21 protein-coding genes are annotated in these 22371 nt (G+C 68.3%); 9 read left to right on the forward strand and 12 right to left on the reverse strand.

Annotated features, from left to right (window positions below):
• Nucleotides 1-279: 279 nt before the first annotated feature.
• Together OG430_RS27900 and OG430_RS27905 are read right to left on the reverse strand one after the other, a co-directional pair.
• The gene (locus OG430_RS27900) at nt 280-1503 is read right to left on the reverse strand and encodes a zf-HC2 domain-containing protein (RefSeq protein ID WP_327359248.1); all 1224 of its coding nucleotides are present in this window, start codon (nt 1501-1503) and stop codon (nt 280-282) included.
• A 221-nt stretch (nt 1504-1724) separates the two neighbouring features.
• Nucleotides 1725-2306, reverse strand: coding sequence for an RNA polymerase sigma factor (locus tag OG430_RS27905; RefSeq protein WP_327355355.1), 582 nt, complete (start codon nt 2304-2306; stop codon nt 1725-1727).
• Between the two features lie 426 nt (nt 2307-2732).
• Between OG430_RS27905 and OG430_RS27910 the strand changes: the two genes are divergently transcribed.
• Nucleotides 2733-3107, forward strand: coding sequence for an STAS domain-containing protein (locus tag OG430_RS27910; RefSeq protein WP_327355356.1), 375 nt, complete (start codon nt 2733-2735; stop codon nt 3105-3107).
• 20 nt (nt 3108-3127) lie between these two features.
• On the opposite strand, the gene OG430_RS27915 is transcribed toward OG430_RS27910, so the two are convergent.
• Entirely contained in the window at nt 3128-3994 is an 867-nt protein-coding gene (locus OG430_RS27915) for a hypothetical protein (protein WP_327355357.1), read from the reverse strand.
• A gap of 92 nt (nt 3995-4086) precedes the next feature.
• Nucleotides 4087-4557, reverse strand: coding sequence for a hypothetical protein (locus OG430_RS27920; RefSeq protein ID WP_327355358.1), 471 nt, complete (start codon nt 4555-4557; stop codon nt 4087-4089).
• Between the two features lie 91 nt (nt 4558-4648).
• On the opposite strand from OG430_RS27920, the gene OG430_RS27925 reads away from it, so the two are divergent.
• Nucleotides 4649-5101 (forward strand): hypothetical protein, encoded by a 453-nt coding sequence (locus OG430_RS27925; protein ID WP_327355359.1) that lies wholly within the window; start codon nt 4649-4651, stop codon nt 5099-5101.
• A gap of 11 nt (nt 5102-5112) precedes the next feature.
• Here the strand turns inward: OG430_RS27925 and OG430_RS27930 are convergent, their stop codons facing one another.
• Both OG430_RS27930 and OG430_RS27935 read right to left on the reverse strand, forming a co-directional pair.
• Entirely contained in the window at nt 5113-5502 is a 390-nt protein-coding gene (locus OG430_RS27930) for an LppU/SCO3897 family protein (RefSeq protein WP_327355360.1), read from the reverse strand.
• 187 nt (nt 5503-5689) lie between these two features.
• Nucleotides 5690-6142, reverse strand: a complete 453-nt coding sequence (locus OG430_RS27935) for an ATP-binding protein (RefSeq protein ID WP_327355361.1) — start codon at nt 6140-6142, stop codon at nt 5690-5692.
• Between the two features lie 354 nt (nt 6143-6496).
• Here OG430_RS27935 and OG430_RS27940 point away from each other — a divergent pair, with 354 nt between their 5' ends.
• Nucleotides 6497-7288, forward strand: a complete 792-nt coding sequence (locus OG430_RS27940) for a helix-turn-helix domain-containing protein (RefSeq protein ID WP_442816564.1) — start codon at nt 6497-6499, stop codon at nt 7286-7288.
• Entirely contained in the window at nt 7285-7500 is a 216-nt protein-coding gene (locus tag OG430_RS27945) for a DUF397 domain-containing protein (RefSeq protein WP_327355363.1), read from the forward strand. The genes OG430_RS27940 and OG430_RS27945 overlap by 4 nt, the downstream gene beginning before the upstream one ends.
• Nucleotides 7501-7653: 153 nt before the next feature.
• Here the strand turns inward: OG430_RS27945 and OG430_RS27950 are convergent, their stop codons facing one another.
• Genes OG430_RS27950 through OG430_RS27965 form a run of 4 tightly spaced genes read right to left on the reverse strand, consistent with a single transcriptional unit; the run spans nt 7654 to nt 13899 of the window.
• A complete protein-coding gene (locus OG430_RS27950; RefSeq protein WP_327355364.1) occupies nt 7654-8085 on the reverse strand; it encodes a hypothetical protein in 432 nt (143 codons plus the stop codon).
• Nucleotides 8086-8120: 35 nt separating this feature from the next.
• Nucleotides 8121-12851: a putative T7SS-secreted protein gene (locus tag OG430_RS27955; protein ID WP_327355365.1), complete on the reverse strand. Its 4731-nt coding sequence runs from the start codon at nt 12849-12851 to the stop codon at nt 8121-8123.
• Entirely contained in the window at nt 12851-13510 is a 660-nt protein-coding gene (locus OG430_RS27960; RefSeq protein ID WP_327355366.1) for a hypothetical protein, read from the reverse strand. The genes OG430_RS27955 and OG430_RS27960 overlap by 1 nt, the downstream gene beginning before the upstream one ends.
• The gene (locus OG430_RS27965; RefSeq protein ID WP_327355368.1) at nt 13507-13899 is read right to left on the reverse strand and encodes an SseB family protein; all 393 of its coding nucleotides are present in this window, start codon (nt 13897-13899) and stop codon (nt 13507-13509) included. The genes OG430_RS27960 and OG430_RS27965 overlap by 4 nt, the downstream gene beginning before the upstream one ends.
• Before the next feature lie 328 nt (nt 13900-14227).
• Here OG430_RS27965 and OG430_RS27970 point away from each other — a divergent pair, with 328 nt between their 5' ends.
• The gene (locus OG430_RS27970; RefSeq protein ID WP_327355369.1) at nt 14228-14746 is read left to right on the forward strand and encodes an EF-hand domain-containing protein; all 519 of its coding nucleotides are present in this window, start codon (nt 14228-14230) and stop codon (nt 14744-14746) included.
• A 410-nt stretch (nt 14747-15156) separates the two neighbouring features.
• Here the strand turns inward: OG430_RS27970 and OG430_RS27975 are convergent, their stop codons facing one another.
• Nucleotides 15157-16725, reverse strand: coding sequence for a class I adenylate-forming enzyme family protein (locus OG430_RS27975; RefSeq protein ID WP_327355370.1), 1569 nt, complete (start codon nt 16723-16725; stop codon nt 15157-15159).
• A gap of 169 nt (nt 16726-16894) precedes the next feature.
• Here OG430_RS27975 and OG430_RS27980 point away from each other — a divergent pair, with 169 nt between their 5' ends.
• The 4 genes from OG430_RS27980 to OG430_RS27995 all read left to right on the forward strand — a co-directional run bounded on the left by OG430_RS27980 (nt 16895) and on the right by OG430_RS27995 (nt 21006).
• Entirely contained in the window at nt 16895-18085 is a 1191-nt protein-coding gene (locus OG430_RS27980) for an amidohydrolase family protein (protein WP_327355371.1), read from the forward strand.
• A 15-nt stretch (nt 18086-18100) separates the two neighbouring features.
• Complete coding sequence (locus OG430_RS27985) at nt 18101-19264, forward strand: acyl-CoA dehydrogenase (protein WP_327355372.1); 1164 nt, start codon at nt 18101-18103, stop codon at nt 19262-19264.
• Between the two features lie 2 nt (nt 19265-19266).
• Entirely contained in the window at nt 19267-20133 is an 867-nt protein-coding gene (locus OG430_RS27990; protein ID WP_327355373.1) for an acyl-CoA dehydrogenase family protein, read from the forward strand.
• A 405-nt stretch (nt 20134-20538) separates the two neighbouring features.
• The gene (locus tag OG430_RS27995) at nt 20539-21006 is read left to right on the forward strand and encodes an ATP-binding protein (RefSeq protein ID WP_327355374.1); all 468 of its coding nucleotides are present in this window, start codon (nt 20539-20541) and stop codon (nt 21004-21006) included.
• Nucleotides 21007-21289: 283 nt separating this feature from the next.
• Here the strand turns inward: OG430_RS27995 and OG430_RS28000 are convergent, their stop codons facing one another.
• Nucleotides 21290-22216 (reverse strand): cyclase family protein, encoded by a 927-nt coding sequence (locus tag OG430_RS28000; RefSeq protein WP_327355375.1) that lies wholly within the window; start codon nt 22214-22216, stop codon nt 21290-21292.
• Nucleotides 22217-22371: the final 155 nt, after the last annotated feature.

The following is a 22371-nucleotide window of genomic DNA, read 5'->3' on the forward strand; positions in this document are numbered from 1 at the left end:
GTGGGTGCGGGGCTCTGGGGTGGTGGAGGTGGCTCCGGTCCTCCGGTTGCGGCTCCCGGTCGGGGCCCTGCGGCTCCCGGCCCGGCCTCCGGTCCTCGCTCCGGCCTCCGGTTGCGGCTCCCGGCCCGCCCTCCGGCTCCCGGCCCGCCCTCCGGCTCCCGGCCCGGCTCCGACCCTCCGGCTGAGGCCCCCGGCTCTCCGGGTCCCCGCTCCGACTCCCCGTCCCCCGTCCCGCTCCGACTCCCCGCCTCGTCCCGCCCCGACTCCCCGCCCCCCCGCCTACATCCGGCTAAGCGAAGCCGCAGCCGAAAGCACGTCCCGGATTGCCTCCCGGTCGCCGTCCTGCCCGGCCGCCGCGTCCAGCGGCGGGACGTGGCCCGCGGCCAGCTTGCAGAACTCGACGCCGTCCAGGGCGACATGGGCGACTTCGTGTTCCGAGGAGGTCGCCGCGCCCGGTGAGTCGAGCGCGATCAGCCACTCGCCGCCGCCCAGACCCTCGACTTCCAGGCGGAGCGTCCGCCCCGGCGCGCCGGCCGCGACCAGGCGGCGGGGCGGGGTCGCGAGGCCCGAGCGGCGGCGTTCGGCGAGGGCCGAGGGGAGCATCCGCGCGGCGAGGTCGATCATCTTGTTCAGGTGGCGGGGCGCGGGTGGCTGGTACGGGTAGTCCACCGCGTCCGCGATGTCGCCCGCGTGGACCCAGCACTCGAAGGCGCGGTCGAGCAGCGAGTCGCGCAAAGGCAGCTCGAACTCGCCGTACGGGACCGTCAGTTGGGCCGACCCGCCGCCCGCGAAGGACACGGTCCGCACGAGCGTGTGGCTCTGCTCGCGCCAGGGGATCCGGACGGCGCGGGTGGGCGGGAAGCGGGAGGCGCGCCAGTACGTCTCGGTGCGCACCTGCGGGTCCCGCTCGGTGAGGGGCAGTTTGCCGAGCGGGTCGTCCAGGCCGAGGGCGAGCGCGACCAGGCCGTCGACGGTCAGGAGGTGCGCGATCACTCCGGCCACGGTGGTGCGCCGGTCGACCGGGACGTCGTCCTCGTACCACTTCAGCCGCACCGGGGCGTGCCACTCGCCGTCCCCGAAGTCCTTCAGGAGGGCGTCAAGGCGGGCGGTCTCGGCGTCGTACGGAGCCGCCCAGTCCGGCACGGGTATGCGCGGGGCGCGCTTGTCGAGGCAGCCGGCGAGGACGCGGGAGCGCAGGCCCGGGTCGAGGTCGAGGCTCTCCTCCTGGTGCAGCAGACCGACCGCGTCCCGCAGCCGCAGGGCCTCGTCCGCGCAGGGGCCACAGCCGCCGAGGTGCAGCTCGACGGCGGCGGCCTCGTCGGCGGAGCAGGCGGACAGGGCCCAGGCGCCGAGCAGGGACTTGAGCACCTTGTGCTCGAGCGCGGGAGGCGGGGTGGCGGGCAGGTTGAGCTCGGGCAGGGGCCTGCCGGTGTCCTCTATCGAGGAACGCATGGGCGGTATACGGGGGTTGAGCGGGTTCAGGGAGCTCGGCGGGTTGTGCAGAGGCTGGGACTGGGACTGCGGCTGTGACTGAGACCGCGGCTGCGGGGCGTGGCTGTCGTCGCGCTCCGGCAGGTCGTCCCGCGTACGACTGTCCGGCGCGTGCTCGTCCTGCGTACGGCCGTCCTGCCCGTGCGCGTCCTGCGGTCCGCGCGATTGCTGCGCGGGATCCGGCCGCTCGCCCTCGTCTTCCTGCGGCTCGAACTGCTCGCTGGGGTCGCTGTTCACCGAGCTCTCCCGTAGCCCGACGGCGGTGCGGTGGCCGGGCGCTGGTCGTTGGCCGTGGACAGGAGCTGCAGTCCGAGGCGGAGCCGGCGCCGCGCCTCGTCCTCCGTGACGCCGAGGTCGGCGGCGGTCTGGCGGTAGTCCCGGCGCTGGAAGTACGCGAGTTCGAGGGCGGCACGCAGGGGTGCGGGCATCGACGTCACGATGTAGTCCGCGCGGGCGGCGGCGGAGGCGCGGCGCACCCTGCGCTCCATGTCCTCGGTCGTCCCCTCCCCGCTCTCGGCGAGCGCCTCGGTCTCGGCCTGGCGCAGGCGCTGCACGGCCAGGCGATGGGTGACTCCGGCGACCCAGGAACGCATCGAGCCCTGCTTGGGTTCGTACGACTCGGGGTTCTCCCAGACGTGCGCGAAGACGTCCCGGGTGAGACGGTCGGCCGCCTCGTCGTCCCCGAGGACGCGATGGGCCAGGCTGTGCACGAGCGAGGCAAAGCGGTCGTACAGCTCGCCGAGCGCGGCGGCCTCCCCGCGGGCGAGGCGCTGCTGCATCTTCCGGTCCCAGCGAGGTGGTGTGTCCTTCGCCATGAGGCCCCCTGTCCGCTCAGTCCGCTCCGTCTGCCCGCCCGGCTCTCCTCGCCTCCCTTCGAATGTAACGGGAGGCACTGACAAGGGGCGCCCCTTTGCGGCAATGTGCACCGCCGGGGGCGTGCCGGATGGTAGGGCCGTAGTGGTCCGGACCACATCGACCCGGCCCGAATGCACCCAAACACTCTTGGTCTGCGATTCTGGGTGGCGCGGGAGAACTGTGCCTGCGCGGGGAACTGTGTTTCGCGGGGACCGTGCGGAACAGTGGGGGACCGAGCGGAACAGTGGGGAGCCGGGGAACCGTGTTTCGCGGGGAACTGGTGGGGCAGCCGGGAATGAAGCAAGCGTAGGAACAGCTTCCGGATAACCCCTCTGGATATCCCTTCTGGACCGAGGTTCTGGATCGAGGCGAGCGAGAGGCATGGCGTGACGCTCAAGGTGACCGAGGGCGAACAGGGCGGCTGGGCCGTCATCCATGTCTGCGGCGAGATGGACCTGGTGAGCTCACCGGCACTGCGTCAGCGCGTCCACGACGCGGTGGCGGACGGCCGCCACAGCCTGGTCCTCGACCTCTCCCAGGTCCTCTTCTGCGACTCCAGCGGCGTCGGCGTCCTCATCGCCACCCGCCGCCTGATGCGCTCCTGCCAGGGCCGCCTCCGCCTGATCCTGCCGGCGCAGGGCGCGGAGGACGGCTCCCACGTGAACCGCGTCCTCGCGGCCCTCGGCGTACGCCGCCTCTTCGAGGTGTACCCGGACGTGGACGCTGCGTTGGACGAGGGGGCGGCGCCGCTTTCGGCTTGAGGGCCGGCTGCCGGGCCGGACTAGCTGATCGGCTTGCGCATTTCCTCGCGGACTTGGAGGGTGCGCTCGGCGACCTTCCCGAGGTCGACGTCCTCGGGAGCCTGCTTCGCGAACTCCGCGGTGCTCTCGGCCACCACTCCGCCCGTGTTCCCGTCGGCCCAGGCGCACATGGGAGTGCTGGCCTTGGCCGTGCCGTTGTCGATGCTGAGGACCTGGCAGCTCACCGTCAGGCCGGACCCCGCGGGGACGATGTCCTTCGGTGGTACTGCCAGGGTGGCGTTGTCCCCCTTCGCCGCGCCGCCCAGGACGCTCTCGCGCATGTTCTCCTGATTGCGGATCCGGCCGTAGGCCCCGGAGAACACGAGCATGTCCCCAGGGTTCTTGCCGGTGTACTGCGCGGCGACGCCGGTGAAGTCCTTCATGTCGTCCCGGCTGAAGGTGCCGTCGTCCTGCGGGGCCGCGCTGGACAGGTCCTGGCCCAGGTCGTAATCGCCGTCCAGCAGGCTCTTCGGCAGGTCGAGCTTGTGCTCGGCCGGGGGGTAGGAACTCTCCGGCCCCGCCCCCCTGTTGCTCGCCGTCGTCGCGGCCCGCACCACGGTGCCGAGGATCCCCAACCCGACCAGGACCAGCACCGCGATCAGGGCCGGGTGCATCTTCCGCTTCGGCGGGCGCGGCTGGAAGGGCGGGAACGGCTGCTGCTGTTGCGGGTACGGGAACGGACCGGGCGCACCGGGCGGTGGGCCTTGCGGCGGCCCGTACGGGCCCTGCGGAGAGGGTGCGTACGGACCCTGCTGCGGCGGCGGCGGACCGTACGGCCCCTGCTGTCCATAGGGCTGAGGCTGAGGCTGCTGCTGGTATCCACCTTGGGGTGGCGTGGGTATGGACATGGTCGTGTTCCCCCGTTGGCCGTCCGGTCCGGTCCGATGCGATCTACTGCGAGCCACCGTAGATTAGCGACCGCAACGATCCCGGACGGGGGTCAGCTCACGTGAACCTTGGCCGCGGCGACGAAGGCGTATATCCGCTGCTTTGCGGCATCGCGCCGAGCCACGAACTCACCCTCGTCGTCTGCCTTGTGGATCAGCGCCACCACGTCGAGGGCCTCCTGCGCCTGCGCCGCGAGAGCTGGCATGTCCGTCACCATCTGTACGCGGAACAGAGCCTCGTAGGCCTGGGTCCGCAGGTCGTAGGACCGGGCCCGCATCGCGGTCGCGTCATCCTCGAAGTCGTGCCCGTCGTCCAGCATCCGCCGCTCGATGAGGCTCCGCCGATAGTTGATCAGCGTCCCCGCGTATGAGCTGTAGGCGTCCATCCGTTCCTGCCGCAACCGCTCATCCCTCGCGAACGCCTCACTCCGCGCGAGGGCCCTGCGCTGAAAGGCATGCGTGACCCCCACACCCAACAGCGTTCCGAGGACGGCGATGACACTGGCGATGGCTTCGGCTGGCACGGGGGCAAGTTGACCACGGCACGGGGCAGGGATGCCATGATGTCGACCATGCAGACCGCCACGCAGCCCTCCCGCTCCTGCCGAAAGGCAGATGCCGCGTAACCGCCCCGGCGCCTTGCGCGCCACCGCGCCCCGCGTACCCCTGTGGACGCACGAGGGCGGCCGCATCGACCGCCTCTCCCTCCCGACCAGCGCGGCGATCCGCCTGGCGGAGCACACCGGGGGAGTCGACCACCACGTATCACCCGGCAACACGGCCCGCTTCCTTGCCACTTACCGCCGCTTCCTCCACACCTCTGGAGGCCGACTCCGCCTGGTGGCGTCGTCCTGCCCGGCTTGCCCCGGCTGCCAGTACGACGACATCGCGGTGGTACGGGACGCGTCGCAGTCGACCTTGCTGTCCCTGCCGCTACGACCGCGCACGGAGTTCCAACTCCTCCTCACTGCCCTGGACTTGGAGTTCCGCCGCCGTACGCTGCCGAGCTTGGTCCCGGTACGGGGTGGGCTCGCGTGGTGGCACCGACGGCTGTACGAAGGGGATTGAGGAGGAGGGGACTAGTGACGCACGGGCTGCAGGCACAGCGTGAGAGTCGCCTTGCGGCCACCGGTCTCGTAATAGGTGACGGTTCCCGCGGGGCATGTGTAACGCCCGTACTCATGAGCCATGACCTTGTACTCGGCTCCGGCGTCGTCGCAGGGGATGGTGAACACCACAGGATCCGATTTCGACGCGCGGTTCTCCACGCAATCCCCGACGTAGGCCTTGCTGGCGATCTCCGCCGGCGGCTTTCCGTCGTCGGCAAGGGCGCCCATCGCCCAGAACCCGCCCCCGAAAACGACCAGAGCACCGAAAGCCACGACCGGCCGCAGCCACGGCCGCCGGACCTGCCCGGTGGGGACGAACACATCCCGGCTCGGCTGCTGCCACTGGGGCTGGCCGTACACCGGCGGCTGCCCGTAGGGGAGCGGACCACCGGGAGGCTGACTGTAGGGCGCCGGACCGGCCTGCTGCCCGTAAGGCCCAGGCTGCCCGGGCTGCCCATAGGGCGTGGGCGTGGGCCCTTGAGGCGGCGGCTGCGGCGGGTATGACATCTGGCTGGCTCCCCCTGTCGTGACGTGGCCGACGAGCAGGCTATCCCTGGGCCTCACCGCGCTTGAGGGCCGCCTCCATGCCGCCGCACGTCCGGAGCTCGAACCACACGGCCTTGCCGCCGCCGGTTTCGCCGGGCTCGACACCCCACCGCCCTTCACTGAGCGCGTCGACGAGCCAGAGCCCACGCCCGGATTCGGCGTCGTACCCCTCTCGTAAGACGGGCGGCCGGTCGTCGCTGTCGCGGACTTCGACTCGTACGTACGTCGCCTCGATGGCGAGCTCCAACGTCGCACCGGGGCCTCTTGCGTGCACGACGGCGTTGGTGACGAGTTCGGAGGTGCAGAGGGTGGCTGCCTCGTTGAGGTGGTCGAGGGCTTGGGAGCGGAGGACGGTGGCGATGAAGGTGCGAGCTATGCGGGGGGAGGTGGAGAGGGCTGGGCAGTACAGGGTGTACGTGTGAGGGACGTCTGTGGTGCTTATGGTTTTGGGCATGACGGATCAACTCCGTTGAGGGGTGAGCTGAAGGGGCCTGCCGCATGTGCCGCTGCGCCGGTGGCATTGCCCACGTATCGAGGTTTCGTGGGTGCGCTTCCGAACTGGCAGAGGGCACAGCTGAGTTGAGGCATAGATGTACCGATGCAACCGACCGTGGTTGATGCGCTACTGAAGGTAGGACATAACATTATGGTGGCGCAACCCTATGGTGATGGTTGGTGACTGTCAGGAAGCGCGCCAACAGGCTTACGCTGCGTACCTGTCCAGTGATCCGCCAGGGGAGAGGAACGTATGCCGCCGAGGAGTGCCCCCTCTGCCCGGCAAGAGCGCCTGGGTGCGGAGCTGCGCAAGATGCGCGAGCGCGCAGGCGTGACCGCTCGTAGCGCAGCGGACCTGCTGGGCTCGAATCCCATTCAGATGAGCCACGTCGAATCGGGGCGCAGCGGGATCAGCGAAGAGCGCATCCGCCGCCTGGCTGCGTACTACGCCTGCGACGACGTCGCGTACATCGATGTCTTGGTGGACATGGCGGCAACGCGCGGCAAGGGATGGTGGGAGGAGTACCGCGGAATCGTTGCTCCCCCCGGCCTCAACTTGGCCGAGCTGGAGCATCACGCCGTAGGCATCCGGACCTTCCAAATGGCCCATATTCCAGGGCTGTTCCAGACGGAGGAGCACATGCGAGCGGCTTTCCGGTACGTGTCGCCGGACTGGCCACGCAAGGACCAAGACGCCCACGTCGCCTTCCGCGTCCAACGGCAGCAGATCATCACGGGCGAGCGTGAGACGCCGTACGCGGCGATCATCCACGAAGCGGCCCTACGCATCCGGGTGGGAGGAAGGAAGACGGCTCGCGCTCAACTGGACCGCATCTTGTACCTGTCGGACCTGGGGCATGTCACGGTCCGCGTGGTCCCCTTCGACAGCGAGGACTTCGCCGGAGCCGGCCATTCCCTGCTCTACGTGAGCGGGCCTGTCCCGCAGCTCGACACCGTGCAGATCGACACGGCCCACGACGGTGTCTTCCTGGATGCCGAACCCCGCCTGAAGCAGTACCGGGGCCGCTACGAGAGAATCGAAGCCATTGCCCTGGCTCCGGCCGCGTCCCGGAGCCTCATCAGCCGGATCATCGAGGAACTGTGAGAGACGACAGCGAGTCCGCACCGCTCCAGTGGCAGAAGTCGACGTTCTCGGGCGGGGGTTCGGGGGAGGACTGCGTCGAGCTGGCCGCAGCGCAGGGTGGCCGCGCGATATGGCTTCGCGAAAGTGACAGTCCGGCGACGGCGCTCACAACGACCCGGACAGCCCTGCAGGCACTGCTTGGGGCCGTCAAAGCGGGATCTGCCATGACATGAAAGGTGGATCCGTGCTCACCCAGAAATCCTGGCAGACGCCACCCGTCGGGCTTCGGGGCGTGCTCGCTCCTCCTCAATGGGTTTGAACAGACAGGGCGATCACAGATCTACGAGCTGGTCGCATTGATGGGGTGATACTGGCCGCCCGGTCAGCTACTTGTAGTCACGTGCAACTAGTTCACTCAACCCCAGAGGTTCCAAGGCTGGTACTAGCCGATCTAGATACCACCCAAAGTCGCAAAACTTTGACGACTCAAAGACGTGGCGTCGGTTAATCGTCGCCATGAAGGAAACTTCCTTTCTGTCTTTGTGGAACATGAATTCGCCGCCGGTATTTTGTTCTGTGAAGTAAGCCGAGATTGCGAAGATTGACGACCTGGCGTGCGCACCATCCGCCTCAGCGGTGACTCGACTCAACTCATTTTCGGGAACTTGGATCCACTCGAACATTCCATTGAGGTCCAGTACGTATGACACTTCCCCCTGGTGCTGGAATGAAACGCCATTCTCGACCAGTGCGTGCAGCACGTTAGAAATCGCTACGGGGTCATGGAAAGAGAAGTCAATATCTGCAGTTCTGCTCACGCTGTTTCCTATCTGCCAGTTTCAGTGCCGCGAGTCTACTCCATGGGGATTACGTGCCAAGGTATCCCCTTCTTGTCCAGCCACTTTGTTACTCTCTCGGGGATGGCCCTTTCGGAAATTACGGCGTAGTCGATGCCCTTACTTGCTGCAATTTGTTGCTTCTGCCCTTCAGTGGAGAAGAATTTGCCCGCCCGTTTTTCATCGGATAGCAGCCTATCCCAGAATTCGCCGGACTTTGCTTCATACCAAGTTCCTCGACCGGTAGCGTTGTCCACGAATGCGCCATCAAATTGACGACCATTCTCGGAGAATCCGCCTCCTCCGCCGAGTTGCTGCTGCAGTGATCTTTCATACTCTTCCCCCCTCTCTTGCGCCATTCTCCCTCTGCTCTTAGCGCCTTCGGTGCACTCTTCTGGTGCGAGACCGAGGGGATCCGTCCACGTGTGGGGATTGACCACGTATGTGGAAGGGTTCGGAGCGGGCGCGAGACCTAGAGGATCAGGGGTGAGGTACCTGCTGGTTTCGGGGTCGTAGGTGCGGAAGTAGTTGTAGTGGAGTCCCGTTTCGGGATCGAAATACTGGCCAGGGAACCGCAGCGGCGTGTACGCCGCCGCTATGCGGCTCCAGGCTGTCGTTCCCCAGAGCGTGCTTAGCGTTCGCCAGGCAATGTCGCCTTGTTCGTCGACAAGTTCAGTGGGGGTACCGACGAGGTCCGTGACAATCGAGTAGAAGCGCGAGTCGATTTCTGCTTGAGGCGCAGAAGATGCTGTCTTGTGCTCGGTTTGGGCAAGAGGGCGCAGACCGTCGTGGTCCCAGGTGAGGGTTAGCCTGCCCTGTGATGTGCCGGGTGCCCGGGTTGTCTGTTCGCAGAGTGTCGTTCCGTCCCATGTGAAGTCGACCTGTTCCATGATCGCTTCGGACCCTTCAGCCGCCACCCCAAGGCGCTGCTTTGCGATTCGCCGGCCCAGAGGGTCGTACAGATAGCGCCAGGTCACCCCATCCGGCGTGAGCACTGAGACAAGCCGGTCCTCTGCGTCCCACGTGTACCGCCATGTGTCCGGCTTGCGAGAGAGCCGAGGCTTCTGCCGTACCGTCACACGGCCGGCCGAGTCGTGCTCGTAGCGGACTCCGCCTGCCGCGCGTATTCGGGTTCCTGCGTACGCACGCGGGCCCACTGCCTCCTGCCCTGGCATCGGCGCCGGCCAGCTCGCATAGGTCTGGTTGCCCGCCTCGTCGTATGCGTACGACTCCGTCCAACCCGCCGCGTGCACCGCCGTGACCCGGCCGGCCATGTCCAGGTCGAAGTGCTTGGAACCGGCCAACTGGTCGTCCAGGGCAATCAGGTTGCCGTCTGCGCGGTATGCGTAGGAACGGTGTTGGATCGGGGCCTCGGATGAAGACGGGCCAAGGAGGCTCTGCTTCGTCAGGCGGCCCACTACGTCGTATGTGTTGGAGATCGTTAGTGCGTCGCCGATCTGACGGGTCAGTTCGCGACCCGTCGCGTCGTGCGCGAAGGACAGGGTTCGGCCGGACGTGGTGAGTTCGGTGCGATTGCCTGCCGCGTCGTGAGCCCATGAGCTCTGGGCGCCTGTCGGGGTGGTGCGGGATGTGCGGCGGCCCAGTGCGTCGTACCCGTAGCTCAGGGTCCGGCCGTTGACCGTTTCCGAGAGCACTCGGCCGAATTCGTCTCTTTCCAAGGTAAGTTCGGCGTCTGCGTTGCTTGCCTGGGAGAGCCCACCTGCTACGTCGTATGCGTACGCAGTGAGTGCGCCCGCCACATCCTTCGCCACCGTGCGGCCGAGAACATCCCGCTGGAATTGGATCTCCGCGCCGGAGGGAGTGATGCGGGACGACAACTGGCCTGCTGCGTCGTGACTGTAGGACAGCCTGCGGCCATCGAAGTCCGTTTCCGATATCAGGCGGCCACCTGGGTCGTACTCGTAACTCCAGGTCAGACCCTGGGGGTTGGATACCTTACGGAGTTGGAGTTCCGTGTCGTGCTCGAATTCGTAGCGAACCCCGTCAGGGCCTGTACGCGCCGTCAGCAGGTCGAAGTGGGTGTACTCGAAGCGCGAGACCGCGCCCATCGCGTCAGTATGGGAGGTGCAGTTGCCTTCGCCGTCGTACGTCCAGGACTCCACTGCCCCGTCCGGGGCAGTGCGGCGAGACAGTTTGCCCTCCACCGTCCACTCCAGGTGGGTCGTGGCGCCGAGCGGATCGGTAACCATGACCGGCCGACCGAAGGCGTCCCGCTCGTACGACGTCACCGCGCCCAGCGGGTCCGTGATGCGGAGGGGTAGGCCCGCCGCATCGCAGCGAATCGAGGTCGTTGCCCCCAACGCGTCTGTAACTGAGGCCAGATGCCCCCGATCGTCGTAAGTGAAGAGAGTCGTGGCCCCCGTCCTAACCGTCACCGACGTTCGGTTGCCCCACTCGTCGAACTGCTGGGAAGTCCGGGCGCCGTCCGCGCCCACAATCGACACCGGCAAGCCCAGCTCGTTGTAGCCGATGCTGGTGTAACGGCCGTCCGGGCGGACGATTATCAGGGGGCGGCCCACCGCGTCGTAGGCGTAGCTCACCGTGCGGCCCAGCGGGTCCGTGACCGTCTGGGGGCGACTGCGCTCGTCGTACGTAGTGCGCGTCGTCGCTCCGTCCGGGGCGATGTGGGCCACGACCTGAATTTCGCTGTTGATGAGGTAACGAGTGCTGGCACCAAGTGAGTTGGTGTAAGTGGTGACCTGGTAGCCAGTTTCCGGATCGGTTTCGTCGAAGGTGAAGGTGCCACGCAGGTGGCCGGCTTGGCCGGACTGGTGGGTGCTGCGGTCGCGTTCGTCGTAGACGTAGGTGTACGAGGAGTCGTTGGTGTCGGTCCAGGAGACGATGCGGCCCAGCTCGTCATTGGCGAACCGAGTGGGGAGACCGGAGGACTTGGTCACCGCTGACAGGTGGCCGCGCCCGTCGTAGGCATAGCGGATGAGCTCGATGTCTCCGTCGGCGTCCGCCAGATGCAGGGCGGTGACACGGTCGCCTTCAGTGGTGATCAGCAAGCCGTATCCCGCACTGTGATCGATGCGGACGGGCACGCCGTCGGGGTCGTACGAGAAGGCCAGCCATTGGCCCGAGCGATCGGCTACCTGCTCCAAGAGCGCGATCCCGTCCCCGTCGCCGCCGGGTCCAGCGAAGTACCAGGCCCGCCCTGCTGCCAGGTCGATGACGGTGTAGTCGCCGTACGCGTCGATGGCCAGCTGGTGCCGGTCGCCGGCCTGCGGCATGACTGGCACGCCGGGGGCCGGATGTGGATAGGCGAGCATCGAGCCATCCGAACGGACGAAGACGACGCCCTCGGCATCGACCTCCAGGCGTTGATCCGCGGTCGAGGCCCACGTGGGGCCAAACCAGTGCCCCGCTCGGTAGGACGACTCGAAGGTGCGAGAGAAGTCCAGGGGCAGTACGGCGGGCAGTGACACGTCCGTCTGCGGAAGAATCATTCGGCCCGTGGCCACGTCCACGGGGTCACCCTCGCAGGGCCGGTCTTCGGACTTGCGTCCGAGGTCCTTGAGCCTGTCGACGAGACTCCTGCGTGCTGTGCTCTTCGCCGTGCTCTTGGCCGCAGCCTTCGCCCCGGCCCGTCCCAGACCCCCCGCGCCCTTCCCCCCGATCAAGTTCGAGACCAGCACGCCCAATGCTTGACCGGGGTCGTTGCCCCACCCGGCCCCGACGATCGCCTTGGGCAGCCGCTCGGGATGTGCGGCCGTGCTGATGAGGCCCGCCGCCAGCGTCTGGACTCCGGCCGAGTACTGGCCGGGATGGGTGATGTTGTACGGGTCCAGCGGGTTGACCGTGCGCGCCATCCGGAGCAGGTCAGTGCCGCCGCTGACCACGCCGCCGGCGAAGTGCATGGCGTTCAGGTTGAAGCCGACGAAGCCGTCCTTGAAGTCGGCGCCCACCCGGTCCGTGAAGTCCGGCTTCTCCGGGGCCATTTCCAGCCCCGCCCGTACCTTCTGCTGCGCGTCCCGCGCCGCGTCCGTCCGTTGGCGGCGGGCGTCGTCGAGGATCTCCTGGGCCTCCTGGCGGCCCGCGACGCCCGGGTCCTGGAAGTCGCCGGGCTCGGTCGGCTTCGGGCCCGGGTCCTTGCCCCAAGCGGATGCGGTGAAGTACTCGTCTGCGGCCTTGTTGTACGCCTCCACTTTGGCGTTGTGTGCCGAAGCGGCCTTCTCCGTGGCGCGCTGCGCGTTCTTGTACGTGTCGATCGCGACGCCCGCCTGCCCCTGCGCCCAGGTCACCGTCGTCGCGTACGCCTGTAGTGCCTTGCCCGCGTCCTCGCAGGCGTCGGCTGCCTTCAGCCATTGCTTGGGGTGCATCTCGAACTTGTCGCGGAAGGCGTCCGCCGCCTTGCCCTGCCAGCCTTCGCCGGCCAGGTTGCGCATGCCGTCGCCGACCGTTTCGAAGGCCTTGGCGAAGTCGAGGAGGTGCTTGGCGTTTTCCTCGATCTTGGGGGCGCTGCCGTGGATCAGTTCCTTGGGGTCGTCGGTCTCGCCGAGTCCGCGTTCGTCGACCGTGCCGCCGAGGCGGTTGTTCACGCCCTCGCCGAAGTCGCGTACGCCCTCCGCAGCGCCGTCGGCGCCTGCCCAGGCCAGCCCGTCGGCCGTCTTGTCGGTGACGAAGTTGGTGGCCTCGCCAAGGCCCTTCTTCCCCGAGTCGATGACGCCCTCGGCCGCGTCGCCGAGTTCGTTGAGCCCGCCCTCGACGATGTCTCCGAGCCCCATCAGCGCTCACCCCCGCCCTCGCGGAGTTCGGCTCTACTGTCGGGATCGTCCTCGCGGAGTTCGGCTGTGGGACCGGGTTCGGCCTCGGACTCGGGTGGGCCGTCCCACTGCCAGTCGGTGTCGTCGTCGAAGAACGCGTCGGGGGTCACGGTGGAGGTTCCGAGGTCCTGCCAGGTCTGTCCCCAGGCCTTGTTGGCCGTGTCCTGGGCGGCCTGCGCCGACTCGTGGCTGTAGTCCGGGTTCTGGACCTGAGTGACCATGTTGTCCTTCAAGACCTTGTTCCAGGACTCCCCATCGACTTGTTCCTTGGTCTTGTGGGGATCGCCCTGAGCCGCCGCGAACACGTTCTTCAAGCTGTCGGAGACGTACTGCTCCTGCTCGTGGTACATCCCCGCCGACAGCCCGAGCCGCTTGGTGAACTCGTTGGCGTCCTGCATCATCGACCGCACTCCCCAGCCCCACCGGTCGCAGAAGTCCGCGAACGTCGAGGTCAGGCTGTCGTCGCCCACCTCCAGGCCGGTCAGCTCCAGCTCGTCGAAGCCCCGCCCCAGATTCGCCTCGATGTCGAAGCCGAGCTCCTTCAACTCGGCCATGGCCAGGTTGATGCCCTTCGTTATCTGGTTCAGGGCTTCCTGGTCGAAGCGGTAGCCGTCGCTCATCGGGGGCCACCCGCTTCCGCACCTGCCGGGCCCACGCCCGCCGCGTCCACCGCCACCGCGTCCGGCACGATCCCCACCACCGGCGGCAGCATCCAGCTCGCAGGGCTCCCCGCGTCCAGCGCGACTCCGGTGGGGCCCTCGATGGCCGGAATCATCCGGTCGAGGATCTGCGCGCCGTGGACCGGGACCCACTCGTCGATCGTCTCGGGCCGCTGCTTCGCAAAGTGTTCCAGTGTTTCCACACTTGTGAATGTGAAGATCCAGCGAATGCCGCCTGAGGGTGCCGACAGCAAGCTGCCGTCCACGACGGGGAGAAGCACCTCTGTACGGCGGAACTCACCCAGCAGCGCATGCGGATTCAGTTGGCCGTCCGGGCCGAGGTCGGTCAACTCGGCCAACCTCGCGGCCAGTTGGCCGCCCCGTCCGCGGGCATGCGGAGATGCGCTCACGTCTTCCACCCCCGTAGATAGTTTGCGCAAGCGAAATCGCACCGTAACTGATCAGGTGTGCGAACGCCAGGGCCCATCGGTCCGCTCCGGCCAGGCCGGCCTGAAAGCGGAGCTCACGCCCCGCCCGTGTCACGCGCTCGTACCGGAATCCCTGCGTTCTTGACGCAAGCTCTGCTTTTCCGGGTCCCGGCCGCCGCACCCGACGTACGCTCCGTCGTGAACGCAGGGACACCGCATCCCACCCCACACTTCACCCAGTGAGGCCGAGATGGACAGCGCAGAGTACGAGCGCAAGATTGCCGCACGGTTCGCGAGCTTCGACCAGGACCACAACGGCTATATCGATCGCGAGGACTTCAGTGGAGCGGCGAAGGCCGTGCTCGCGGAGTTCGGGACGACGGCGCGGTGTGACAAGGGGCAGGCGCTCTATGCCGGGGCCGAGGCGTTCTGGCAGGGCATGGCGGGGATCGCCGATGTGGACGGGGACCAGCGGGTGACCCGCGAGGAGTTCGTCACCGGGGCCGTCAAGCGGCTGCGGGACAGTCCGCAGCGGTTCGCCGAGATCGCGCGGCCCTTCCTGCGGGCCGTGATCGCCGTTGCCGACGAGGACGGGCAGGGCCCGACCGTGGCGTCCGCCGAGCGAGTCCTCCGGGTGCTCGGGGTCGGGGCCGAGCTGGCGGGGATCGCCGCCGCCGCGCTGGACGCGGACGGGGACGGCCGGATCGCCGAGGCCGAGATCCTGGCGGCCTTCGCGGGGTACTTCACGACTCCGGCTCCTGACGCCTGACGGGCGGGGCGGGCTGGGGCCGGGGCCTGGCGGGCTGGGGTCGGGGCGGGCTGGGGGCCGGAGGGCTGGGGGCGGGACGGGGCGGGGCGGCCCCGGCGCCCGCAGCGGCGGAGGCCTGCAGCGGCGGAGGCGCGCAGCCGCGACGGCGCGAAGGCGCAGCGGCCCGAAGGCGCGCAGGCGCGAAGCCGCAGCGGCACGTGAGGGAAATGGGGCACCAGAACTGGTGCATATCGGGCGCCAGGATGCCCTATTCGCCCCACCTCACCCAGCCTCGCCCCGCCCCGTCCCGCTCAGCCCCGCCCAGCCCCGTCCCGCTCAGCCCCGCCCAGCCCCGTCCCGCTCAGCCCCGCCCAGCCCCGTCCCGCTCAGCCCCGCCCAGCCCCGTCCCCTCCCGCTCAGCCCCGCCCGCCCTACGCGAACTGCTCCCGCAGCTTGTACTTCAGTACCTTCCGCAGCGTCTCGTTCCGAGGCAGGGCCTCCACCACCTCCAGCTGCTCCGGCAGCTTGTGGCGGGCGAGGCCCTGTTCCTGGAGGTATGCGGTCAGCAGCGGCAGGCTCAACTCCGCCGCGCCCGCGCGCTGTTGGACGACTGCGCACACCCGCTCGCCCCGCTCCGGGTCCGGCAGCCCGACGACCGCCGCCTCGTCGACCGACGGGTGCTGGTGGAGCAGGTCCTCGATCTCCTTCGCCGAGATGTTCTCGCCCTTGCGGATGATGATGTCCTTCAGGCGGCCCGTGAGGACCAGGTGGCCGGTCGGGCGGAGGTGGCCCACGTCGCCCGTGATCAGGAAGCCGTCGGAGTCGAAGACCGAGGCCGACTGGACGGGGTCCAGATAACCCTGGCAGACCGCCTCGCCGCGCAGTCGCACCTCGCCGTCGACGTCGGGCGGCAGCTCCTTGCCGTCGGGGTCCATGATGCGGATCTCCATGCCGGCCGGGGGGCGGCCCTCCGTCGTCGCCAGGTTCTCGACCGTGTCGTCGGGGGCGCCCATCGTGATCATGGGGACCTCGGTCATGCCGTACCCGTGGGTCAGTTGGCAGTCCATCTCGCGGACCACCGCGTGGTAGATCTCGGGCGGCTTGGGGGCCCCGCCGCCGGCCAGCAGGCGCAGGGAAGGAATCAGCTTCGACGACGGGTCCTTGCGTTGTTCCGTCAGGAACATCGAGTAGAACGCCGTCGAGCCGCCCGCCACCGTCACGCCGTGGCGCCGGTAGCCGTCCAGCGCGTCCGGCATCGCGAACTTCTCGAACATCACCGCGGGGAACCCGTACAGGAGCAGCATCACCGTGTAGTCCGGGCCCGCGATGTGTGCGAAGGGGAACGCCATCGAGCCCACGTCGGACGCCGACAGATGCAGGGCGTGCGCGAGGCAGGCGCCGCCCGCGATCAGTGAACGGTCCGTGTGCAGTACGCCCTTGGGGTCGGAGGTCGTGCCGGACGTCCAGTAGATCCAGCGGACCGCCGTGCCGTCGGTGGGGGCGGGAGGCAGTACGGACGGGTCGCCGTCCGGGAGTTGGTCGTCGGAGTACGCCTCGAAGATGCCCCGCGCGCCGAGGCGCCCGGCCATTTCCGTGTGGTCGAAGCCCCGCCACACCCCCGGCACCGCGAAGAACTCCGCCTTCGACTCGCGCAGCGCGAAGCCGACTTCCTTGTCGCGGTAGAAGGGAATGATCGGCGTCTGTACGGCGCCCAGGCGGGCCAGGGCGAAGGAGAGCAGGGCCGTCTCGATGCGGGTCGGCAGCTGCCAGGCGACGACCGTTCCGGGGCGTACGCCCATGTCGTACAGCCCCGCCGCCACCCGTTCCGCACGTGAGCGCAGCTCGGCGAAGGTCAGGGTGCGGTCGTCGGCCGGGTCGTCCGCGGCCTGGATGAGGACCCGCGCGTCCGGGGTGCGGGCCGCGCGGCGGCAGATCAGTTCCCAGAAGGTGGGCGAGGAGTCGAGATCGGCGTGCTCGCGGGCTCGTTCCCAGATGGTCATTCCCAACCCTCCACGACAGAAAGAGCTGACGGGTTGTCAGATTCAGGCAGAGCGTAGGACTCAGCGCCTTGTCGGTCCAGAGGTGCGGGGGCTAGCCTCTATCTGACGACCCATCAGAAACGTGAGTCGCGAACGACAGCCGGAAACGTCAGTCAGGTGAGGGGACCCCATGGAACTGCCTCGGATCATCAGCGTCGACGACCATGTGATCGAGCCGGCGCACCTCTTCGAGACCTGGCTGCCGAAGAAATACCAGGACCGGGGGCCCAAGCCCCTCACCGCGGGCATCGGTGAACTCGAGTACACCGGCGGCAAGTACGTCATCACCATGGACCCGGACGGCCCGCCCACCGACTGGTGGATCTACGAGGACCTCAAGTTCCCGTACAAGCGGAACATCGCGGCCGTCGGCTTCGACCGGGACGACATGACCCTCGAAGGCATCACCCGAGAGGAGATGCGCAGGGGTTGCTGGGACCCGAAGGAGCGCCTGAAGGACATGGACCTCAACCATGTCGAGGCGAGCCTCTGCTTCCCGACCTTCCCCCGCTTCTGCGGCCAGACCTTCGCCGAGGCGCACGACAAGGAAGTCGCGCTCGCCTGCGTCCGCGCGTACAACGACTGGATGGTGGAGGAGTGGTGCGGGGGCTCCGGGGGCCGCCTCATCCCGCTCTGCATCATCCCGCTCTGGGACATCGACCTCGCCGTCGCCGAGATCAAGCGGAATGCCGCGCGGGGGGTTCGGGCGGTCACCTTCTCCGAGATTCCGACGTACCTCGGACTGCCGTCCATCCACTCCGGGTACTGGGACCCCTTCTTCGCGATCTGCCAGGAGACCGGCACGGTCGTCAACATGCACATCGGGAGCAGCAGCCAGATGCCGGCCGCGTCCCCGGACGCGCCGCCCGCCGTGCAGGCCAGCCTCAGCTTCAACAACGCCATGGCCTCGATGATGGACTTCCTCTTCAGCGGGGTCCTGGTGAAGTTCCCTACGCTCAAACTCGCGTACAGCGAAGGGCAGATGGGATGGATTCCGTACGCCCTCGAGCGCGCCGATGACGTGTGGGAGGAGCACCGGGCGTGGGGCGGGGTACGGGACCTGATCCCCGAGCCGCCGTCGACGTACTACTACCGGCAGATGTTCTGCTGCTTCTTCCGCGACAAGCACGGGATCGCCTCGCTGGACGTCGTCGGCCGTGACAACGCCACGTTCGAGACCGACTACCCGCACGTCGACTCGACCTTCCCGCACACCAAGGAAGTCGCCCTCGACCATGTGAAGGGCCTCGACGACGAGACGATCTACAAGCTGATGCGGGGCAACGCGATCCGCATGCTCGGCCTCGACTTCGACAAGTAGGCAGGTGCCGGCCCCATGGACCTCACCTACACCGAGGAAGAGGAAGAGTTCCGGGCGCGGCTGCGGGAGTGGCTCGGGAAGGTCCTTCCCGGGCTGCCGCCCAAGCCCGACCCCGCCGACTGGCCCGCGCGCCGGCGCCATGACGCGGGCTGGCAGCGGATGTTGTACGACGCCGGGTACGCGGGACTGCACTGGCCGGTCGACGCGGGCGGGCGCGGGGCGACCCCCACCCAGCACCTGATCTACCTGGAGGAGACGGAGCGGGCCGGGGCGCCCTACGTCGGGGCGAACTTCGTGGGGCTGCTGCACGCGGGCCCCACCATCGCCGCCGAGGGCACGGCCGAGCAGCGGGCGCGCTGGCTGCCGCCCGTGCTGTGCGGGGACGAGATGTGGTGCCAGGGGTTCAGCGAACCGGACGCCGGATCGGACCTCGCGTCGCTGCGTACGAAGGCCGTGCGCGACGGGGACGAGTACGTCGTCACCGGGTCGAAGATCTGGACCTCGCACGCCGAAGTCGCCGACTGGTGCGAGCTGTTGGTGCGCACCGAGCCCATCAGTGCCGAGGTGCCCAAGCACCGCGGGATCTCGTGGCTCGCGATGCCGATGGACGCGCCAGGGGTGACCATCCGGCCGCTGCGTACGCTCGCGGGCTCCACGGAGTTCGCCGAGATGTTCCTCGACGAGGTGCGGGTGCCGGTCGGCAACCGGGTCGGGGACGAGAACGACGGCTGGCGCGTGACCATGGTGACCTTGTCGTTCGAGCGGGGCACCGCCTTCGTGGGGGAGGTGGTGGCCTGTCGGCGGACGCTTGGTCAACTCGCCGCCGAGGCAAGGAAGAACGGGCGTTGGGACGACCCGGTCATCAGGCGAAAGCTGGGCCGCCTGAACGCCGAACTCAGCGCGCTGTGGCGGCTCACCCAGTGGAACGTCAGCGAGGCGCAGGCCTCCGGCGGCGTGCCCGGGATCGGCGGCTCCGTCTTCAAGCTGCGCTACTCGCACGCGCGGCAGGAGCTGTACGACACGGCGGCGGAGGTCCTCGGGCCCGACTCGCTCGACCTGGCGCGCGAGTGGAACCTCGACCGGCTGTCGTCGCTGTCGTACACGATCGCGGCCGGTACGTCGCAGATCCAGCAGAACATCGTGGCCGAGCGGATCCTCGGTCTGCCGAAGGGGCGCTGAGCGTGGACTTTCAACTGTCGGACGATCAGCGGGCGTTGAAGGCCGGAGTGCGGGAGCTGCTCGAAGGTCGCTTCGGGCGGGATGCCCTGCGGGCCGCGGTGGATTCGCCGTCCCTGGACCGGGAGCTGTGGCGGGAGCTCGGCGAGGCCGGGTTCTTCGCGCTCCGGTTGCCGGAGGCGGAGGGCGGGGTGGGGCTCGGGCTTCCCGAGGCGGTGTTGGCCTTCGAGGAGGCGGGGCGGGTGCTGTTGCCCGGGCCGTTGGTGGCGACTCACCTCGCGGCGGGCTCTGTCGAAGGCGCTGCCTCCGGGACCGTGGTGGTCACTGACGTGGACGAGTCCGGGCTGGTTCCCTGGTTGGAGTTCGCCGATGTCGTACGTGGTGACGCGTCCGGTGCCGTGCCGACGAGCTCGGTAGACCCGCTCACGCCGCTCCATAAGGTGCCCACAGCGGTAGGGGTACCGGATGGCGCTGTGGCCGCCCTGCTCACCGCCGCCGAGCAGCTCGGCAGTGCTGCTCGTACCACCGAGATGGCCGTCCAGTACGCCGGTGAGCGTCAGCAATTCGGGCAGCCCATCGGGGCGTTCCAAGCCGTGAAGCATCTCTGTGCGCAGATGCTCGTGCGGGCCGAGGTGGCCCGCAGTGCGGTGTACGCGGCCGCTGTCACCGGGGACCGCCTTGAGATCGCGGGGGCCAAGTTGCTCGCCGACGATGCCGCCGTGCGCAATGCGCGGGACTGTCTGCAGGTGCACGGCGGGATGGGGTTCACCTGGGAGGCCGACGTACATCTGCATCTGAAGCGCGCGTGGGTGCGGGCCGAGTTCGGCGGGTCGGCGGCGCAGGCGGAGGAGGAGCTTGCGGCGGCGCTGTGAGCCACTGATCGACAACTTTTTGTGGGATACGACTACTCAGCGTCGATATCAGGTCGTGTCCTACGCGTGACTCGTCACATCACGGAGTCGGGCTTCCGCTCCGGTACGCTCCGTGAGATGCGAGTGGTTCTGATGCTGAGCCATACCGGAGGGGCCTCTGCGGCCACTCCGGAACCGGCAATGCGTGCCGCTCGTACGGCGTGGAGGCCTTTGCCGCCCCTGCGTTCGACTCCCCGCGGCGCGCGTCGCACAGTATGCCGCACGCGTACTCCTTCGCGCTGGAATATGCCCGAAGCGCTTGTTGGGGTGACTGTACGTCAACCATGCTGTCTTGCACGGGGATCACGTTCCGTGACCCCGAGGAGACACGAGGCGATGTGTCCGCCGGTTCGGATGGTGTGAGCGGTGCAGGTGCTTCAGGTTCAGCTGGAGGTCGGGGCCGATCCCGCAGAGGTGGGGCGTGCCCGGAGGTGGGCCAGGTCGCGGCTCGCTGGTTCCGGTATAGAGGCCGATGAGCCACTGGCGGAGACGCTGGTCCTGCTCATCTCTGAACTTGTCACCAACGCCGTGGTGCACACGGGCTGTCCGGCCGTTCTGCGGATGCTGCTGCTCGGCAATGGCGATGTGGCCGAGGAGTCCTCCCCGGACACGGTGCGCGTCGAGGTCGCCGACTCCAGCGCCCGGCCGCCCCGGCCGCGGCACGCGGAGGGCGACGAGACGAACGGCCGGGGCCTCGAACTCGTCGACGGTCTCGCCGACCGCTGGGGCTGGCAGCCCGAGGGTGCCGGCAAGAGCATCTGGTGCGAGGTGGACCGGGAGTCTGCGAGCGTCCACCGCTCGGAGCCCGTCGGCGTCATCGCCTTCCCCGCGTAACTCCGGCCCCGACCTCGTGGGTCGGGCGGTGGTGCGCTCTGCCACCCCGAGCGCGGCAGAGCGCACCACCGTCCACTGCGCGTCCGGGTCCGCTCCAGGCCCTGGCGGAGCCGACCGCCGAACGCGATCCGCACTCGTCGAGGGGCCAGCCCGTCACTGGCTTCCTCGGCGTCCCCTCGCGGCGAATCCATGTCCACAAGCGTGATCAAACGGACACGAATCGTCAACACCCGGACCGGTGGTTTGTCACCTTGAAGTACGGGACGGGCGTCGGCCCGAAGGTCTAGAGGACGGCGATCGGCGCGACCGGCGTTCCCGTGGCGCCGACGAACGGCTCGGGCATGGCCGACAGCAGGAACGAGTAGTGAGACTCCTGTGCACAGGCTGTGGACAACTCTTCGAGATCCCAGTTCTGACCCTGCAGCATCCCCATCTCGACCAGATCCAGGGCGTGCACCGGCAGCCACAGGTCCTCGATCTCCGGCGGGAAGATCTCGAAGGTCAGGGTGTCATTGGCGACCGCGGCCACGTCGCGCGCGTGGAACCACTCGGGCGTGCGGATCGACAGACCGGGGGACGGGAAGCTGTACGCGTGCTTGTCGCCGGCCCGGTACTGCTGGATCTGCCCGGTGCGTACGAGGACGATGTCGCCGGCGCGCACCTGTACGCCCCCGAACTCCTCGGCCTCTTCCAGGTCTTCGGGGGTGACGGCATGGTCTCCCGGCAGCCGGTCGAGGCCCTTCGCCGCCGCCACGTCGAGCAGTACGCCCCGCGAGACGATGTGCCGTGCCTTGTCGATGCCGCTGAACTCGGCCCCGCCGTCAGGGGTGATGGAGCTCGCGGGGCGGCCGTTGTAGATCTTGCCCGAGTGGGAGACATGGGTCAGGGCGTCCCAGTGGGTGCCCGCCTGCAGGCCCATCGTCACGGCGTCGTCGCTGCAGGCCACCGTGCCTTCGCCGAATATCTCCTGGTTGATCTGGAACTGGGTGTGCTCCGCGTTCACCCGGCCCTCGATCAGGCCCGTCTGTACGCCGTCCTCCTGGAGGGGGAGCGCGAGCGGGATGCGGCGGCCGGTCCTGATCTCGGCTGCGGCCGCGCGTACGACGTCATCGGTGATCAGGTTCAGCGTGCCGATCTCGTCGTCGGCGCCCCAGCGGCCCCAGTTGTTGATGCGCTTGGCGATGTCGTGGAACTCGGGCGGCAGTCCCATGGCGTTCTCCTCAAGTCCGTTGCTTCACGTGCGCTGCCTTGCGTGCGCTGCTTCACGTGCGCTGTTTCACGTGTGCTGCTTCAAGTCCGTTGGCTGTGGGGGCTTGTGCTCGCGTATCTGATGACCCATAGAATCTAACGGTCCGTCAGAAACCG

The organism is Streptomyces sp. NBC_01304, assembly GCF_035975855.1.
GTDB lineage: Bacteria > Actinomycetota > Actinomycetes > Streptomycetales > Streptomycetaceae > Streptomyces.

What these genes read in the sequence shown, in the direction of transcription:
- OG430_RS27975 (WP_327355370.1), bottom strand. Translation starts at nt 16,725, where the DNA reads ATGACCATCTGGGAACGAGCCCGCGAGCACGCCGATCTCGACTCCTCG.
- OG430_RS27980 (WP_327355371.1), top strand. Translation starts at nt 16,895, where the DNA reads ATGGAACTGCCTCGGATCATCAGCGTCGACGACCATGTGATCGAGCCG.
- OG430_RS27905 (WP_327355355.1), bottom strand. Translation starts at nt 2,306, where the DNA reads ATGGCGAAGGACACACCACCTCGCTGGGACCGGAAGATGCAGCAGCGC.
- OG430_RS28000 (WP_327355375.1), bottom strand. Translation starts at nt 22,216, where the DNA reads ATGGGACTGCCGCCCGAGTTCCACGACATCGCCAAGCGCATCAACAAC.
- OG430_RS27970 (WP_327355369.1), top strand. Translation starts at nt 14,228, where the DNA reads ATGGACAGCGCAGAGTACGAGCGCAAGATTGCCGCACGGTTCGCGAGC.
- OG430_RS27915 (WP_327355357.1), bottom strand. Translation starts at nt 3,994, where the DNA reads ATGTCCATACCCACGCCACCCCAAGGTGGATACCAGCAGCAGCCTCAG.
- OG430_RS27985 (WP_327355372.1), top strand. Translation starts at nt 18,101, where the DNA reads ATGGACCTCACCTACACCGAGGAAGAGGAAGAGTTCCGGGCGCGGCTG.
- OG430_RS27925 (WP_327355359.1), top strand. Translation starts at nt 4,649, where the DNA reads ATGCCGCGTAACCGCCCCGGCGCCTTGCGCGCCACCGCGCCCCGCGTA.
- OG430_RS27940 (WP_442816564.1), top strand. Translation starts at nt 6,497, where the DNA reads ATGCGCGAGCGCGCAGGCGTGACCGCTCGTAGCGCAGCGGACCTGCTG.
- OG430_RS27960 (WP_327355366.1), bottom strand. Translation starts at nt 13,510, where the DNA reads ATGAGCGACGGCTACCGCTTCGACCAGGAAGCCCTGAACCAGATAACG.
- OG430_RS27955 (WP_327355365.1), bottom strand. Translation starts at nt 12,851, where the DNA reads ATGGGGCTCGGAGACATCGTCGAGGGCGGGCTCAACGAACTCGGCGAC.
- OG430_RS27935 (WP_327355361.1), bottom strand. Translation starts at nt 6,142, where the DNA reads ATGCCCAAAACCATAAGCACCACAGACGTCCCTCACACGTACACCCTG.